General features: G+C 71.4%; 14 protein-coding genes and 1 pseudogene. 5 read left to right on the top strand and 10 right to left on the bottom strand.

The genetic code is table 11. The features are described 5' to 3' along the window. Positions 1–10 precede the first annotated feature (10 nt). Positions 11–3,094: a lectin gene (locus tag GXP74_RS19025; RefSeq protein ID WP_182452646.1), complete on the bottom strand. Its 3,084-nt coding sequence runs from the start codon at positions 3,092–3,094 to the stop codon at positions 11–13. 856 nt (positions 3,095–3,950) lie between these two features. Here GXP74_RS19025 and GXP74_RS19020 point away from each other — a divergent pair. After that, positions 3,951–4,916, top strand: coding sequence for an amidohydrolase family protein (locus GXP74_RS19020; protein WP_182452645.1), 966 nt, complete (start codon positions 3,951–3,953; stop codon positions 4,914–4,916). A 63-nt stretch (positions 4,917–4,979) separates the two neighbouring features. On the opposite strand, the gene adhP is transcribed toward GXP74_RS19020, so the two are convergent. The 4 genes from adhP to GXP74_RS19000 form a co-directional block, all read right to left on the bottom strand. Beyond that, the gene (gene adhP, locus GXP74_RS19015) at positions 4,980–5,993 is read right to left on the bottom strand and encodes an alcohol dehydrogenase AdhP (RefSeq protein WP_182452644.1); all 1,014 of its coding nucleotides are present in this window, start codon (positions 5,991–5,993) and stop codon (positions 4,980–4,982) included. A gap of 191 nt (positions 5,994–6,184) precedes the next feature. Beyond that, on the bottom strand, positions 6,185–7,342 hold the full coding sequence (locus GXP74_RS19010) for a cation:proton antiporter (protein WP_182452643.1): 1,158 nt from the start codon (positions 7,340–7,342) through the stop codon (positions 6,185–6,187). A gap of 134 nt (positions 7,343–7,476) precedes the next feature. Beyond that, complete coding sequence (locus GXP74_RS19005; protein WP_182452642.1) at positions 7,477–8,100, bottom strand: hypothetical protein; 624 nt, start codon at positions 8,098–8,100, stop codon at positions 7,477–7,479. Positions 8,101–8,195: 95 nt separating this feature from the next. After that, positions 8,196–8,435, bottom strand: a complete 240-nt coding sequence (locus GXP74_RS19000; protein WP_182452641.1) for a hypothetical protein — start codon at positions 8,433–8,435, stop codon at positions 8,196–8,198. Positions 8,436–8,992: 557 nt separating this feature from the next. Here GXP74_RS19000 and GXP74_RS18995 point away from each other — a divergent pair. Continuing rightward, positions 8,993–10,843 (top strand): ThiF family adenylyltransferase, encoded by a 1,851-nt coding sequence (locus GXP74_RS18995; protein ID WP_225448039.1) that lies wholly within the window; start codon positions 8,993–8,995, stop codon positions 10,841–10,843. After that, complete coding sequence (locus GXP74_RS18990) at positions 10,840–11,895, top strand: 3-oxoacyl-ACP synthase III family protein (protein ID WP_182452640.1); 1,056 nt, start codon at positions 10,840–10,842, stop codon at positions 11,893–11,895. Before GXP74_RS18995 ends, GXP74_RS18990 begins: the two co-directional genes overlap by 4 nt. Before the next feature lie 27 nt (positions 11,896–11,922). On the opposite strand, the gene GXP74_RS18985 is transcribed toward GXP74_RS18990, so the two are convergent. The 5 genes from GXP74_RS18985 to GXP74_RS18965 all read right to left on the bottom strand — a co-directional run bounded on the left by GXP74_RS18985 (position 11,923) and on the right by GXP74_RS18965 (position 14,766). Further along, a complete protein-coding gene (locus GXP74_RS18985; RefSeq protein WP_225448038.1) occupies positions 11,923–12,561 on the bottom strand; it encodes a GNAT family N-acetyltransferase in 639 nt (212 codons plus the stop codon). 59 nt (positions 12,562–12,620) lie between these two features. Further along, positions 12,621–12,893, bottom strand: a complete 273-nt coding sequence (locus tag GXP74_RS18980; protein ID WP_182452639.1) for a hypothetical protein — start codon at positions 12,891–12,893, stop codon at positions 12,621–12,623. 229 nt (positions 12,894–13,122) lie between these two features. Next, positions 13,123–13,545 carry a hypothetical protein gene (locus GXP74_RS18975; RefSeq protein ID WP_182452638.1) on the bottom strand — a complete coding sequence of 141 codons (423 nt, stop codon included), beginning with the start codon at positions 13,543–13,545 and terminating at the stop codon, positions 13,123–13,125. Between the two features lie 308 nt (positions 13,546–13,853). Further along, positions 13,854–14,402: a bacterioferritin gene (locus GXP74_RS18970; protein ID WP_182452637.1), complete on the bottom strand. Its 549-nt coding sequence runs from the start codon at positions 14,400–14,402 to the stop codon at positions 13,854–13,856. A 169-nt stretch (positions 14,403–14,571) separates the two neighbouring features. Further along, entirely contained in the window at positions 14,572–14,766 is a 195-nt protein-coding gene (locus GXP74_RS18965; RefSeq protein WP_182452636.1) for a hypothetical protein, read from the bottom strand. Between the two features lie 442 nt (positions 14,767–15,208). Between GXP74_RS18965 and GXP74_RS18960 the strand changes: the two genes are divergently transcribed. Both GXP74_RS18960 and GXP74_RS18955 read left to right on the top strand, forming a co-directional pair. Beyond that, on the top strand, positions 15,209–15,418 hold the full coding sequence (locus GXP74_RS18960) for a three-helix bundle dimerization domain-containing protein (protein ID WP_182452635.1): 210 nt from the start codon (positions 15,209–15,211) through the stop codon (positions 15,416–15,418). Positions 15,419–15,584: 166 nt separating this feature from the next. Further along, positions 15,585–16,214 (top strand): annotated as a pseudogene (locus GXP74_RS18955) (PspA/IM30 family protein); the annotation flags it as partial.

The raw sequence follows: 16,214 nt of genomic DNA, 5'->3' as shown, positions 1-16,214 counted from the left end.
CTCACAGGTCTCAGGAGGGCAGGGTCCAGTCCTGTGCCGGGGTACCGTCGCAGCCCCAGAGTTGGAGTTGCGTCCCCGCCGTGGTGGAGGAGCTGGGGTCGTCCAGGCAGAGCCCGGACTCGGGGTTGACGAGCTGGCCGCCGCTGGTGGCCCGCCACTGCTGCGCGCCGCTGTTGTTGCAGGTGTAGAGCTGGATGAGAGTCCCCTGCGTGGTGCCGCTGTTGGTGACGTCCATGCACTCCCCCACCACCCGCAGCGTGTCGTCCGACGCGTAGGTCCACTGCTGGGCCGCTGTGCCGTTGCAGCCCCAGATCTCGATGGGGTTGTTGTTGGTGGTGGCGGCGGACTTGTCGTCCAGGCAGAGCCCGGAGCCGACGTTCGCGTCGACGGCGCCAGAGATGGGGGTGGGCGCGGCCGGCAGAGTCCAGTTCTGGGCGCTGGTGCCGTTGCAGGTGTAGAGCTGGAGATGGGTGCCCTGGGTGCTGGAGTCCGACGGGTCGTCCAGGCAGAGCCCCGACTCGGGGTTCACCAGGGAGTTGCCGGAACCAGCGGTCCACTGCTGCGCGCCGCTGTTGTTGCAGTTGTAGAGCTGGACGGCGGTGCCGTTGACAGTACCGCTGTGCGCGGCGTCGAGGCACTTGCCCAGGGTACGGACGGTGCCGTCGGTCGCGATCGTCCAGTCCTGGGCGTAGGTGCCGTCGCAGCCCCAGATCTGCACCGGATTCCCGTCGGTGGTGGACGAGTTCGAGTCGTCCAGGCACAGGCTGGCCCCGGCGGCAGAGTTGACCGCGCCGATGCGTGGGCTCGTCGGCGCCACCGTGTTGCCGCCGTAGGAGGGCGGCACCTCGTTCGCCGCCGACGCCCAGGCGGTGTTCGCCGTCGTGCCCAGGGTGTAGTTCAGGGTACCGCCGGTGGTGATCGCCGAGGCGGGTGCGTAGGCGTCGTTCCAGGCCGTGCCGTTGAAGGACGCCGACTGCACGTAGGGGGCGTTGTCGGCGGCACCGTTGCCGTTGATCGTCAGGGTGTTGCCGGACGGCAGGGTGACCACGGCCTGGGTGAACATCGGCGATCCGAGCGCCAGGGTGGCGGTGCCCGGGGTCTCCGGGAACATGCCCAGCGCGGACCAGACGTACCACGCGCTCATGGCGCCGAGGTCGTCGTTGCCGTCGGCCAGTCCACTGGGCGTGTCGGTCCAGATCTGGTCCTGGATCGACCGCACGGTTCCCTGGGTCCGGTAGGGCTCACCGGTGTAGTCGTACTCCCAGGGCAGTTCGATGCTGGGCTCGTTGCCCACCCAGGCATAGCCGTTGGCGCCCGTGTAGCTGCTCAGGGTGGTGTTCAGGTAGTCGTTCATCGCCTTGTCGCCGCCCTTGGCCGCGATCAGGCCGGCCAGGTCGAAGGGCACCATGCCGGTGTAGATCCACGAGTCGGCCTCGACGAAGTCGTTGCCGCTGGTCGGGTCGAACCCGGTCAACCAGTCTCCGTCGGCGTCGCGCGACTGGTCGAAGCCGCTGTTGGGGTCGAGTACGTTGCGCCAGTCCTGGGCCCGGTTGACGAAGGTCTGCTGATCGCCGGTATTGCCCAGCGCACCGGCGAACGCGGAGATGGCGAAGTCGGCGGTGTCGTACTCCAGGGTCGTGGAGATCGGTCCGTAGAAGTTGGTGTCGCCGCTGTAGTCGCCGTCATGCGGCAGGTATCCGGGCGTGTTCAGGTAACTGCCGCCCGGCCGTACGTTGTTGGTGGTCGTGGCCTCGGCCGCCATGTCGCTCAGGGCCGTCGCGGTGTCGAAGTCCGTCGCGCCGAAGGCCTGGTAGTCCGCCAGGATCGCGTCGGACGGATCGCCGACCATCACGTAGGTCTCACCGCTGTCCAGCAGCCACTTGGGCAGCATGCCGTCCTGGGCGTAGTCGTCCACCATGGACTGCGCCGTATCGCTGGCGGCCTGTGGGTCGACCAGCGCTTCGAGTTGGGCCTGACTGCGGTAGATGTCCCAGCCGGAGAAGTTGGTGTACCAGGCCGAGTGCCCCGTGTCGACGGTGTGCACCTTTCCGTCGACACCGACGTACTGGCCGTTGTCGTCACTGGCGATGTTGGGGTGCAGCAGCGAGTGGTACAACGACGTGTAGAAGACCGCCTGTTGGGCCGCCGTGCCGCCGGCGACCTGGATCTTGTTCAGTGCCGTGTTCCACGCGGCGTGGGCCGACGCCTGGGTCGAGGCGAAGTTCCACCCCGAATCCTCCTGGGCCAGGTTCGCCTTCGCGTTCGCATTCGACACGTAGGAGATCCCGACCTTGGCCAGCAGTGTCTGGTTGCTGGTGGTGTTGAAGGTCAGGTAGGAGCCGTCCGGGCCGCTCAGCGCGGGTTTGGCCCGGGCGGAGCTCGCGGGCAGCGACCCGTGCAGGACCGGGTGGTTGGCCTTCTCGGGGGTACCCGAGGGGACGGTCCTGGGTTTCACCGCCGGTGAGGTCTGCTTGATCGACAGGCTCTTGGCGCCCGCGTGGACACCCTTGGCCGTGAATGTGCCCGTGGTGGCGAACGGTTGGCTGAACTGCATGTCGAAGTACACGGTGTAGACGGAACTGCCGGGGCCGCAGAAGCCGCCCGAGGTCACCGACCCCTCAACCTCGGTGTCGCTGATCTCGCTGAAGTCGGTCGCGGAGTCGCCGTTGGCGCTGTCGTCCAGCTTGAAGATCAGGTTCGCCTGGCTGGTCGAGGGAAACGTGAAGTCGGCCATGCCGGTGCGGGTGGTTGCGGTCAGCTCGGTGGTCACCCCGTTGTCCAGTGCGACCTTGTAGTCCCCGGCGTCGGCCGACTCGTTGGCGTGCGAGAACGAGTCCGTCGCCGAGGTGTTGACCGAGCCCGTAGTCGGCAGGATCGGGATGTCGCCCTCCGCCCCGCAGCCGGGCCCGGACAGGTGGGTCAGGCTGAACCCGGTGATCGACGAGTCGTTGTACTCGTACCCGCCGCCGTCGGGGCGCGACGGGGTGTCCGGGCTCCACTGCACCATGCCGAACGGCACGTCCGCGCCCGGGAAGTCGTCGCCGGTGTTGGTCGTGCCGATGAACGGATTCACCAATGAGGCCGGGTCGCTCACCAGCCCGGACGCTGCCGCGTGGCTGGTGGGGCGCACAGTTGCCTGAGCCGGTGTCGCGAAGGAGCCCGCTAACGCGGTGACCACCGCGAAGGCGAGAACTGGAGTGAGCCGCCGACGCGCCGGGCGCCTTCGCGGACCTGTTGGCAGGAGGATCATAGGGCGCTCTCTCGCTTCTCGGTTGCTGGTAGCAGTCGATGACAACGTTGTCATTTCAGCGTGGCCGCCACCGGTCGCTAGTGGTGACGGGCAAGGGCACACAGGTGGGCACGAAGGCCGACGAGTGGGTGGAGTCCGTGTGGGTCAGCCGACCCCGGGGCTGATCGGACGATCAGCCCCGGACCGGCCTGGCGGCTACCGGTAGCAAAGGCGAGGTGACAGTGGCTTGTCAACACATGTGGCAGGAATGGGAGTTGCGGAACCGGGTGGGACCGGCGGCGCGCGGGACAGCTCGGCCCTCCAGGACATTCCATCACGATCAAACATCTCCATGGACCCCACCCAAGTCGCCGCTCAGGCCATTGACAGATTCAGGCCCCAGTGCCTCAATAGCCAACAGTTCCAAACAGAATCGATCCCACCGCTGTCAGGTCCATGCCCCAGTGCCACCACCCCAGGCACCCAACTGGACATCTGGGACTGCAACGGCGGCTCCAACCAGGAATGGACCCTGCCATCCTCCTGAGCACCGACCGACGGCTCCGCCGACGTCGATGTCGCCAGCCACGGCCGTGCGGCCTCCACCGGGCGGGCGACCCCGGCACGCTCCTACGATGGGGAGAACGCGGCGCCACCCCACGGCCGGACCGTCACCCGTTCGGCCCGGGTCGTCCGCACTTCACCGCACGGAAGGTTCCCGATGTCCGACCAGCACAGCCCCCTCGTAGACGTCCACTCCCACTTCGTCACGCCGCAGTACGTGGCGGCGGCGAAGCAGGCCGGTATCGTCCACCCCGACGGCATGCCCGGCTGGCCGACGTGGAGCGAGACGGACCACCTCAAGGACATGGACGACTGGGGGATCGGCTACTCGGTCATGACGATCTCCTCACCGGGCACCCACCTAGGCGACGACGCGGCCTCCCTGGCGCTGGCCCGCCACGTCAACGACTTCGGCGCCGACCTCAAGCGCCGCCACCCCCACCGCTTCGGCCACTTCGCCTCGCTGCCCTTCCCCGACGTCGAGGGCTCGCTGGCGGAGCTCACCCGCGCCATGGACGACCTCGGCAGCGACGGCGTGACCCTGGAGAGCAACGCGCACGGCGTCTATCTCGGCGACGAGCGCTACGAGCCGCTCTACGCCGAACTGGACCGCCGCCGTACCCCCGTCTTCGTCCACCCCACCTCGCCGGCCGGCACCCACGAGGCGCTGGGCCGCCCGCGCCCGATGCTGGAGTTCATCTTCGACTCCACCCGCACCGTCAGCGACCTGCTCTTCAACGGTGTGCTCAGCCGCTACCCGAACATCCCGTGGGTCTTCTCGCACGGCGGCGGCACCCTCCCGCTGCTCACCCAGCGCATGGAACTGTTCCGCAGCGGTTTCGGCCTCGGCGGCGACGCGGTCGGCCCGATCCCCGACCAGGTGGGCAAACTCTGGTTCGACCTCGCGGGCACCCCGTTCCCGTACCAGGTCCCCGCCCTCACCGCCGCCTTCGGCACCGACCGGGTCCTCTACGGCAGCGACTACTGCTGGACCCCGACTCCCGGCGTCGCGAGCCAGGTGGCGTCCATCGACGCCGCGCCGCAGCCGGATCCGGACACCTGGCGGACACTGACCACCCGCAACGCCAAGAGGCTGCTGCCCGCCCTGAACGACCTGCTCTGACCCGGCGCGGACCGGCCCGCGCCCGCGCCCGGACACGCCGCGCGCCTGAGGGGGCTGTTCGCCTCAGCGCAGGTCGAAGACCAGCCGCGCGGACACCTTGCCCGCGAGTACCTCCTCGATGCAGGTGTTGACGTCGTCGAGGTCACGGCTCTCGCGGATGACACGGGTGCGGCCGAGGCTGTGCAGTCGGAACACCTCGGCCAGGTCCTGTCGGGTGCCGACGATGGAACCGATCACCCTGGTGCCGTTCAGCACGGTGTCGAAGACCGGGAGGTCCAGGGTTCCGTCGGCGGGCAGCGCGACCAGGACCAGGGTGCCGCCCCGGCGCAGCGAGGCGTAGGCGTCCTGGAAGGAGGTGTTGCTGACGGCCAGGGAGATGGCGGTGTCGGCGCCGCCGAGCCGCTGGACCTCGGCGGCGACGTCCTGGCCGCGGGCGTCGATGACGTGGTCGGCGCCGAGTTCGCGGGCCAGCGCGAGCTTCTCGTCGGTGATGTCGACGGCGATGGTCTCCGCTCCGGCGATCCGGGCGTACTGGAGGGCGAGGTGGCCCAGTCCGCCGATGCCGGAGATCAGCGCCCGGGTTCCGGGGCGGGCTCCGGAGACCTTGACGGCCTTGTAGGTGGTGACCCCGGCGCAGGTGAGCGGCGCGGCGTCGAGGGGGTCCAGCCCCTCGGGCACGGCGACCACGTAGTCGCCGTGGGCCAGGGCGTACTCGGCGTAGCCGCCGTCCACGGAGTAGCCGCTGTTCTGCTGCTGCGGGCACAGGGTCTCCCAGCCGGTGACGCAGTAGTCGCAGTGGCCGCAGGCTTCGGCGAGCCAGGGGATGGCGACCCGGTCGCCGAGCCGCACGTGTCGGACCTGGTCGCCGACGGCGTCGATGATGCCGACGCCCTCGTGGCCGGGGATGAACGGCGGGGTGGGCTTGACCGGCCAGTCGCCGTGGGCGGCGTGGATGTCGGTGTGGCACAGTCCGCAGGCTTCTATCCGCACCCGGACCTGGTGCGGGGCGGGCTGCGGCACCGGGTGGTCCTCGATGACCAGCGGGGCGGTGAAGTCTCGGACGACGGCGGCCTTCATGGTTCTCTCCCTGGGGGTCAAGGGCACGGGCTCGGTGGAGGGGGTGTCTCCCATCTCATCCCAGCAGTGGCCGCCGCGCGCGGCGAGGGACCTCCGGGCGGGGCTGGAGGGCCCGAGCGCGGCCCCGCCCCGGGTACGGGGGCTCGGCGCGGACGCCCGGCGCGACGGGCCGACCGGCCGGGGGCGGGGGGCTACCGCGGTGGGTCCGCCGTTGCCGCCGCGGAGGCGGAGGCGCGGGCGGCCACCGCCCCGGCGGCGGTGGAGGCGGCGATGGTGACCACCGCGCCCAGCATCAGCGCGGCGGCCTCACCGGGGCGCAGCAGGTTCAGTTGGTTACCCAGGGTCGCGGCGGCCACCGGCACTCCGAGTTGGGCGCAGGCCAGCACGCCGATGGCGAGCGGCTGGCCTGCGGCCCGCATGGCCGCGTGCACGGCGACCGCTCCGGCTCCCAGGAGCAGGCCGAGCAGCACGAAGGACGGGTGTCGGCCCAGTGCGCGCAGGTCCAGCGAGGCGCCCAGCCACAGGAAGAACAGCGGTCCGAGGAACCCCTCGGTCAGCGCGAACAGCTGCTTGGCCAGCCGTCGCGGTTCGCCGATGGCCGCCACCACGAGGCCGAAGGAGAACCCGGCCAGCATGATCGAGACGTGGGTGCGCGCGGCGAGGTCCGCCAGGGCGAACAGGATCGCCAGGCTGATCCGCAGTTCCAGGGCGAACCGGCGGTGTTCCGAGAGGCGGTGCAGCCTGCGCCGGTACCCGCCGCGTTCCAGTCGGCGCAGGACCACGAACAGCACCAGCGCGCAGCCGATGACCGCCAGCGCGCCGAGTGCCGCCCGGGCGGCGTGGGCGGGGTCGATGACCAGCGGCAGGGCCACGATGCAGGCGGTGTCGGCGACCGCGACCTGCGGCAGCATCTCCAGCACCGGTCCGCCGCCCACGGCCAGGGAGTCGATCATGGGCAGGATCAGCGCGGCCGAGGAGGAGGCGATCAGCACCGTGTACAGGGCGGTGTGCCCGGTGCCGAAGCCCCGGGCGAGGGCGAACGCCGGTCCGACCGCGAGTACCCCCACGGCTGCGGCGCGCAGTGTGCCGACGCGCAGTCCCGCCCTCAGGTTCGCGTCCCGTACCGGGACGTGGGCTCCGGCGACGAACATGATCAGGGCGAAGCCGATGTCGGCGAGGAAGGTGAAGGTCGCGTCGCCCGCGTGCAGGTAGCCGACGACGGTCGGCCCCAGCACGATCCCGGCCAGCAGTTCCCCCAGCACGACCGGCAGGTGCCAGTTCCTCGGCAGCGCCAGTAGCGGGCCGAGCAGTGCCGCCAACGAGATCACAGCGAGCGTCGTGAAGCTCACGGGTGGGACCTCCTGGGCGATGACGGGGCCGGGACGTCACCGTATCCGGATTCGCAGGGGCGGGGGTGGGAGCTGCCGGTGCGCGCCCCCGGGGACGCGCCGGAGGAGGTCCGAGCGTCCGCGCTCTCCGGTGGTCAGCGCCGCCGGGTCCACTCGGGTTCGACCCGCTGCCATTCGCGTTCCCAGTTCCGCTGGTCGGTGCGGTCCAGCCGGAGGTCGGCGAGATACCAGGCGATCACCACACAGGGTGGCAGGGCGACCAGTGTCATGCTGCCGAAGAAGACCGAGTCCGCCGCCGAGACCCCGGCGGCGGGGGGCGCGGAGCGGATCTGGTCGGCGGCGTCCAACCACACCGGGACCCGGCTGCCGACGGTACCGGTCGCCGGGACGGTGGCGGCCGCCTGGTGGGTGGCACCCGTGCCGGTCGGATCGGTCCAGCGGACCTGGGCGGTGTATCCCGGGGTGGTCACGGACCGCGACGGCACCGCGTCGCTCAGTTCCACCGCCTGGACCTGGCGCAGCCCAGCCGCCTCATGCCGGGCGTCCGACCGCTGGCTCCGGTACGAGAGCACGCCGACCAGTGCCGCCAGTACCACGGCGGTGACCAGGCCGAGCACCATCAGGGTGTGCAGCCGACCGCGCTGCCGGTCGGTCCGCCGCCACAGCGGACTGTCGCGCCGCGCCCGGGCGGCACGTCGACGCGAGCCGCGCTCCCGCGGGTGGGGTGGCGGGGTGGGGACGGCTGCGGGTGTCGTCATGGGAATGCGCCTCCTGGCTCCGTTCCTCGGCTCGTTGCCCGCTCCTTCCATGGTGCTCCGTCTCCGGGCGGCGGGATCGTGGCCCGAGGCCGACGTCAGGGCCGGGATCGGCGAGCTGTGCCGGGCTCGGCGGGGTCGTCCACGGCCGACCCGAGCTGGGTCAGGCCGACCAGGTCGGCGGCGGGTGCGTCGGGTACCTCGCGGTCGAAGCGGCCGAGCACCGGGATCCGCAGGCAGACCAGGCCGAGCAGCGCGACCGCACAGCCGAGGAGCACGTACAGGAGCCCGACGCCACGGCCGGCGCCGGTGCCCAGGACGGCGCCGACAGTGCCCACCAGAGCGCCCTTGGGGCCATCAGCGGGTCGAGCACCCGGGTGCCGAACGGGGCGATCAGCAGGCAGCCGCCGTTGACCAGGGAGAGGACGGCCGCCATCCCGAGGACACCGGCGGCGAATCGGTGTGGTGACCGTACGGCCCGGGTACCGCTGCCAGGGCGAGGTGTCCGACCACCGGGCGACCGTTCGCGCGCTGCGCGACCGCGTCTCACGGGCGCTCAGTGGCCGCGCCCTGTCGGCACCGACCCTTCGGCTGTTCGCCGATGCCTTCCGGATGCGGCTTGAGGACGAGGGGGAGCTGTGGTCACGCCTCGTTCCGCCACCCCAGTAGCGCGAAGCGGGACGACGTACGGGTGACGTTCGGTGGACCGTCCGGTGTCGACACCGGACGGTCCGATGGCGCTGTCGCGCTCCTGTCACAGTCCCCCGGCGGTCGCCCGGCCGGAGTGGTGCAGAGAAACGCTTTTCCTGCGCGCTCGTTGTGATCAACGAATACCCGGAGGGCGCCATGCCGCCGGGCCGTGGGACGCGTGTACCTGAGCAGGGAGCTGGTTGTTGTGAGTACTGATGGTGTGGGTCTCGGCGTGCCGTGGCAGGTGTCCGCGTTCCAGCTCCTGCCCGCTGCCCCTGGGGCTGCGGAACTGGCGGGCCGGATCCGCGAGTTGCGTGCCCGGATCCTGTTCGACGGGGGCCGTCGGCCCGAGTTCCGGGACGGTGCGGACTATGTCGACGACCAGGACCTGGACTTCGGGGCCTGGCACTTCGTGGGCCGACGCGAGGCCGACGGGCCGCCCGTCGGGTATGTCCGGTTGTCGACCCCGCAGACGGCACGGCTGTTCCAGTCGCGGGCTTTCCTGGGGGACGGCCCGTTCGAGGATCTGCTGTTCCAGGAAGGCTTGGGCACCGAGGAAACGTTTGAGCACAGTCGGCTGGTCGTCGAGCACCGGGCCCGCAAGCTGGGCCTGGGCGTCCACCTGAACGCGATGGCGATCGCCGCCGCCCGCTGCCTGGGCGCCAAGGCCATGATCGGGACCTCCGGCACCGCCGACGGGCAGGACCTGTTCCACCAGCGGTTCGGCTTTCGCCCGGTGCCCGGCACGCGCCGGTACGTGGAGCGGTACACCGAGGACGTGGTCCTCATGCTCTACCGGGCCGCCCACGGTGCCGGGGAGTACACCGACCTGGTCGAGCAGCTGGAGGGGGCCTTCCCCGCAGCCGTGGTGACGCCCGAGCGGGCCCTGCGCGAACTGCCCCCGGCCTACCGGATCGCGGCCGGTGCGCGGCTGGTCCCCACGCCCCCCGAGCCGGTCCGCACGCGGGGCGCCGAAGCCTGGCACCCCGTCCTGTTCGAGCCCCGGCACGCCGCGGACCGCCAGGAGCTCGCCGCGCTGCGGGCCTCGGGCCGGGTCCAGGAGGTCTGTGACACGATCGAGGAGCAGCTGCGGGAGCTGGTCAGGAGCCGTGACCCGGGACGGAAGCTCGCCGGGGCGGAGCTGGAGCGGGCGGTCACCGAGCAGCTGGCCGGGGTCGAACCGCGGTCCTACGGGGTGTGGGCGTGGTACCCGTGGTCGGGGCGTCTGGTGCACCTGCTGCCGCGGGAGGAGTTCCGGCTGGTGCGCACCGACCGGAACCGGGGTCGGATCGAGCGCCCGCAGCAGCGGGAGCTGCTGGCCCGCCGGGTGGGTGTGATCGGCCTGTCGGTCGGCAGCAGTGCCGCGCTGACCTTCGCGATGGAGGGGATCGGCGGTGCGTTCAAGCTCGCCGACTTCGACGGTCTGAGCCTGTCCAACCTGAACCGGCTCCGCGCGGGCGTGCACCACCTCGGCCTGAACAAGTGCGTCATCGCCGCCCGTCAGATGACGGAGATCGATCCCTGGCTGGACATCGAGATCTACCCGGCCGGTCTGACCGACGCGAACATGCCCGAGTTCTTCAGCGGCGGCCACGGTCCGATCGACCTGCTCGTCGAGGAGTGCGACACCCCGTACGTCAAGATCGCCGCCCGCGAGCACGCCCGCAGGCTCGGCATCCCGGTGGTCATGGACGCCAACGACCGGGGCCTGCTGGACGTGGAACGCTTCGACCTGGAGCCCGAACGACCGCTGCTGCACGGGATCCTGGGCGAGACGACCTCGCGCGACCTCGTGGACCTGACCTTCGACCAGATCGTCGACCTGATCCTCACCATGGTCGACCGCGAGCGCATCAGCCCCGAACTCGCCGCCTCCATCCCGCAGCTCGGCAGGACCCTCAGCAGCTGGCCGCAGCTGGCCTCCGGCGTCGCCCTCGGCGGAGCCCTGACCGCCGAGGCCGCCCGCCGCATCCTGCTCGGCCAGCCCCGCCCCTCCGGGCGCTTCTACACCGACCTGGAACTCCTGACCCGAGCCGACCGGAGCACCGTCGCATGACCCTCGCCCCCGAACTGGCCGCCGACACGCACACCGGCACCGGTCTGCCCGTCCCGTTCGCCGTCGCCGGAACCGGCGTGCACCTGCCGCCGACCGTGGTGACCAACCACGACCTCAGCCGCACCCTGGACACCACGGACGAGTGGATCGTCGCCCGCACCGGCATCCGCGAACGACGCCGCCTGGCACCGGAACTGGCCACCTCCGACATGTGCCTGGCCGCCGCCCGCGCCGCCCTGCGGGCCGCCGCGCTGGGCCCCGCGCAGCTGGACGCCGTCATCGTCGCCACCTACACCTACGACCAGCCGCTGCCCTCCACCTCCCTGATCGTCAAGGACGCGCTCGGAGCCGTGCGCGCCATGGCCATGGACGTGACCCAGGCTGCCTGCGCCTCCGGCGTCCATGCCATACTGCTGGCCGCGCACCTGCTGCAGAACCCCTCCATCGGCAACGTCCTGGTCCTGGCCGCCGACTGCGCCTCGCGGGTCACCCGCCCGGGCGACCGCACCACTGGCGTCTTCTTCGGCGACGCCGCCGCGGCGGCGGTCCTGACCAGGACCGACACCCCCGGAGCCGGACTGCTCTCGTACGACCTGGGTTCGCAACTCTCCTACCAGGTGCAGATCCCGGCAGGCGGTTCACGGCTGCCGACCAGTGCCGACACCCTCGCCACCGGCGGCCACCACCTGGCCATGGACGGGCGCGCCGTCTGGGAGGCCGCCACCACCCGGCTGCCCCGGAGCATCACCCTCGCGGCCCGGCGCGCCGGTCTGGAACCCGCCGACATCGACCACTACTTCCTGCACCAGGCCAACATCAACATCCTCGACCACACCCTGAGAACCCTCGGCGTCCCCGCCGAACGCGCCCCCATCACCCTCGACAAGCTGGGCAACACCGGCGCGGCCGGCATGTTCACCGCGCTCCACGACGCCGTCACCCACGGGCGGCTCCAGCCCGGCGACACCTACGTCATGTCGGCCATCGGCGCGGGCTTCCACTGGGGCACGCTGTGCCTGCGCCACAGCCGGACGGACGTGTCCGGCAGGTAGCACCCCGTCCCACCGATCCGCCGGGGTCTACCTCGCGGGCGGTGGGAGCCGGGGTACCGAGGGGTGGTCGGCCGAGTACCCGGGGCGCTGGGTGCGGGCGTTGTGGGCCAGGCCGTCCGGCGCCGCGAGCGTTCGCGCGCCCAGGGGGAGGACCAGGGCCCGCAGCACCGCATGGTCGTGGGGTCGGTGGACCTCGCCGATCTCCTGCCAGCCCCAGGTCCGGAAGACGCCCAGGGCCGCGATGTCGGCCTGGTCGAGCAGGGTGGCGGCCAGCGACGCCGGGAGGTTCGCCAGGAGCTGGTCCTGTAGCCGGTCGGCCAGGCCGAGGTGCCGCTCATGCGGGTGGACCACCATCCCGGCGACGGCGAACACGTGGCCGGAGGCGGTGAGTTGCTCGATGTGGCGCGGGAGTTCCCGGTCCAGGCCCCGCCACCAGGAGCCGTCCCGCGGCACGGGGTAGCCGTAGGCGCAGCCCACCAGGGTGGTCGCCTCGGCGATCAGCATGGTGAACCCTGGCTGCTGGACGTCCTGGGCCAGGCGGGCCAGGAAGTCCTCCCGGCCGTTGAACTCCTGTCCGGCTGCGGTCTCGTAGGACTCCACATGCAGGTCCGCGAGGTCCTCGCGCAGCTCTTCGGCCTGCCATCGGCTCAGCAGACGCAGGATCACCCGACTCAGGGTGAAGGGCTTGCGTGCCTCGGATTCCCGTCCTGCTCCCGGCTGGGGCATCATCGGGCACCGACCGTCCGGCCGAGGACGGTCGCGGTGGGTCGGCGTGCCGCCTCGCGGCGGGGAGACCGCGGCGGGACGTGGGAGTTGAAGACCGCGCCGACCGGCCGACCCAGGAGCAGGTTGTCGGACGCGGTGAGGACGAGCAGGCGGGTCATCTCCGCACTCGGGTGGTGCACGCGCAGCGCTCCTCCCGCCGTCGCCGCGAGCTGCGAGGCATCGAGGTCGTGGCTGTCGCGGCGGTAGTGGTCCAGTGTCTGCGGGATGGGCATGGCCCCTCGGTTCCTGTGACCGCCTCGTCGACGTCAGGGGTACGGCACCGGCTTCCCGGAACCTCCTGGCGTGCTCGCGGTGCGGCCGTGCTTGCGGTCGGCGGCACACGCCGGGGTCTGGGGCGTCCAATCACCCAGCATAGCCCCCGGTTCCGCTCGACGGACGGCTCGCAGCCGTCCAATACCCGCTGCCCCATGGGCCGGTGGACCGTTGGGTACTGACGGTACGTCAGTGACTGGCGGCGCACCCGGCCCCGGCACGGCCGCGGCGAAGGAAGTCGAGGGCGAATCCCAGGGTCGCCAGCGATGCGGCGGCGCACTGCTGCTGCGCCAGGCGGGTGCCTCCCCAGTAGGGATTGTTGCGGCTGACCAGGATACCGAGCTCGTCGGTGGTCAACGCGACTCCGACGCCGAAGGGCAGGCTCAGCCATCGCTCCAGGCCTTCGGCACGGGCGATCAAGGCAGTGCCTCCGGTCGTGAAGGCGATCGCCGCGCCCGGGAGGAAGTGGTGCACGCGGATGTCGTCGCTGCCGAGCACCAGCAGCCGACCGAGGCCGCGGGTCCTCGGCAGCGCCCGGCGCCGCTCAAGAACGTAGTTGATCGTCCGGGACACGGCGATGGTGACCGCGAAGCTGGTGGTCATGCCGGCCACGACCCGCTCGGGCCCCGGGGACGTGCGGTAACCGTCGAGCATGGTCGCCGGTACAGCCGTCCGACCGGACCGGCGCCGGCTCGGTGCGCACGTCCCCCCGCCCGGCACGCCGGGAGGACCGCCCGCCGTCGGGGCGTCCTGCGGTGCCTGTCCCTTCGACTCCGGGACCGGGGGCTGTGCACGTGTCGAAGGCATGACGTCTGCTCCTTGCCTTGCCTGCCTCCGAGCGTACCAACAGCCGGAACGTCCGCGCCTCCGGTGCGGGACGTCCGCCCTCGTCCCGGCCCGGGCAGCGGAGTCGGTCCCGCTCAGCCCAGGGACCGGTCCCTGGCGATCCGCTCCAGCAGGCCCCGCAGGTCGTCGGCGTGCTCCTCCTCCTGGGCGAGCAGGTCCTCGAACACCCGGCGGGTGGTCGGGTCCTTGTCGCCCAGCCACTGGCAGATCTCGGTGTAGGAGGCGACAGCCACGCGCTCGGCGATCAGGTCCTCCTTGATCATGTCGATCAGGTCCGCGCTGGCGTCGTACGGTGTGTGCGACCTGCTGCTCAGGGTGTCCGGGTCGAAGTCCGGCGCGCCGCCCAGCTGGGAGATCCGCCGCGCGAGCATGTCCGCGTGGGTCTGCTCCTCCTGGGCGTGTTCCAGGAACTCGGCCGCGACGGGCTCGGAGTACAGGCCGGTCGCGGTGTAGTGGTGGCGCTTGTAGCGCAGCACGCACACGATCTCGGTGGCCAGGGCCTCGTTGAGGACCTGGAGGACCCGTGGGAGGTCCGCGCCGTAGGCGTCGGTCACCGGCCCCTTGCCCATCTGGTTCCGGGCTCGTTCCCTGAGCGTCTTGATGTCGGTGAGAAACTCCGCCATGAGGTGAGACCACCCTTTCCTTGCTCGTGATCAAGCCTGACCGCAGGCGCGCCTACCCCGGGCGACCGCTCGCATGCGCTCAGCACGGTGCTGAAGGGTGATCGCCGCGGGTCGACGCCGGTGGCGCTGGTGGCGCTGGTGACGCCGGTGCGCTCACCGCGGCCGGGTGTCAGCGGCTGACGTGCAGAGCCGTCGGCCCGGGCCCACCCAGCCCGGCTCCGTGCGGGGCGGGCCACTCGGCTGCCTCGGTCGGAGCCTTGGCGGGCTGGACCGGTGGCAGAACGTGGTCCTCCCACCAGGCCAGCCCCATGACGGTACCGAGCAGGATGAACGGGAGCAGCGCGGGGATGATCAGTGCGTACATGAGTAACGCCTGTCGTCGGAGTCAATGCGACGCCGGCAGGCAGCAGGATCATGCCCGCGGTGTGCGCGTCGAGGCCGCACCAGGATCGCGTGTCGACGGCGAGCGCGAGAACGGCCGCCCGAGTGCGATGAAGGCAATCCAGCACGGATGCACAGCGTGCGCCTCCACAGGAGGCGATGGCTTTCGATGCCGCCAGGGGCCAGGGCCGCACCACTGAGGCTAGGCTTCCCGGCGCTGCCTGAACAGGCGTCAACAAGCCATCCGGCCCGGGCCCGCCGGGCGTCAGCCCAGGACTACGGCGGCCGGTCACCGCGCCCGACGTTCCGAGGCCAGGTCGGTCGGAGCCGGAAGAGGGACCAGCGGCGACTACTGAAGGTGGCGATCGCGGGCACGGTGGTAGCAGGCCGACAGATCCGGGTCCCGAGATCCTGGGAGGCAGTGCATGCCCGCGAAACAGCAGGAAGAGATGGCGGTCGCGCGCGTACGTGAGCGGCTGCACCGGCGCTACGACCCGGTGATGGCCCCCGCCGAGGTGGACCGGGTACTGGCCGGGGCAAGGCGCCGGTTCGAAGGCAGCAAGGTACGCACATTCATCCCCATCCTGGTCGAACGCAGGGTTCGCTCCACGCTCGACGGCCGACAGCCTTCCTGAGGGGACCGGGGCGGGACCGGCCCTGGCCCCGGGCCGGCCCTGGCCCCGGGCGGTGCCTGGAGAGATGCTTGAGGTGGACCCCGTGCCGGGGTTCCGCGCTGCTCGCAGCCGCTGGTGGTGTCACTGCCTGGCGGACGTCGCACCGCAGAAGGGATGTGAGCCAGGCATGACTGTCACCCGCCGCCTCGCGGCACTGTTCACGGTCAAGGCGAACAAGGCGCTGGACCGCGCCGAGGATCCCCGGGAGCTGCTGGACCGCTCCTACCGCAAGCAGCTGGAACTGGCGCAGCAGGTCCGGCGTGGAGTGGCCGACGTGGCCACCAGCCGCAAACGGGTCGAGTCGCAGCGTACGGGGCTGCGGCAGTCAGCCGGGAAGCTGGAGCAGCAGGCGCAGCGGGCGCTGCTGACCGGCCGCGAGGACCTGGCCCGTGAGGCCCTGGGCCGTGAGGCCCTGGGCCGCCGGGGCGCCCTGCGTGCCCAGGACGGCGACCTGGAGGGGCAGGCGGCCTCCCTGGGGGCCGAGGAGGAGCAGCTGACGCTGGCCTCGCACCGGTTGCAGGCCAGGATCGACGCCTTCCGCAGCCGCAAGGAGACGATCAAGGCGAGCTGTACCGCCGCCGAGGCCGAGACCCGTATCAACGAGTCCGTGTCCGGGATCTCCGAGGAGATGGGCGATGTGGGCCCCGCCGTACAGCGCGCCCAGGACAGAACCGAGCAGTTGCGGGCTCGTGCGCCCGCGCTGGAGGAACACCCCGCTCCCCCGGCGGCGGCATCGGACACAGCGCAGGAGGCGACG

Source organism: Streptacidiphilus sp. P02-A3a, from assembly GCF_014084105.1.
Lineage (GTDB): Bacteria > Actinomycetota > Actinomycetes > Streptomycetales > Streptomycetaceae > Streptacidiphilus.
This window is presented reverse-complemented; position numbering and strand designations above follow the sequence as displayed.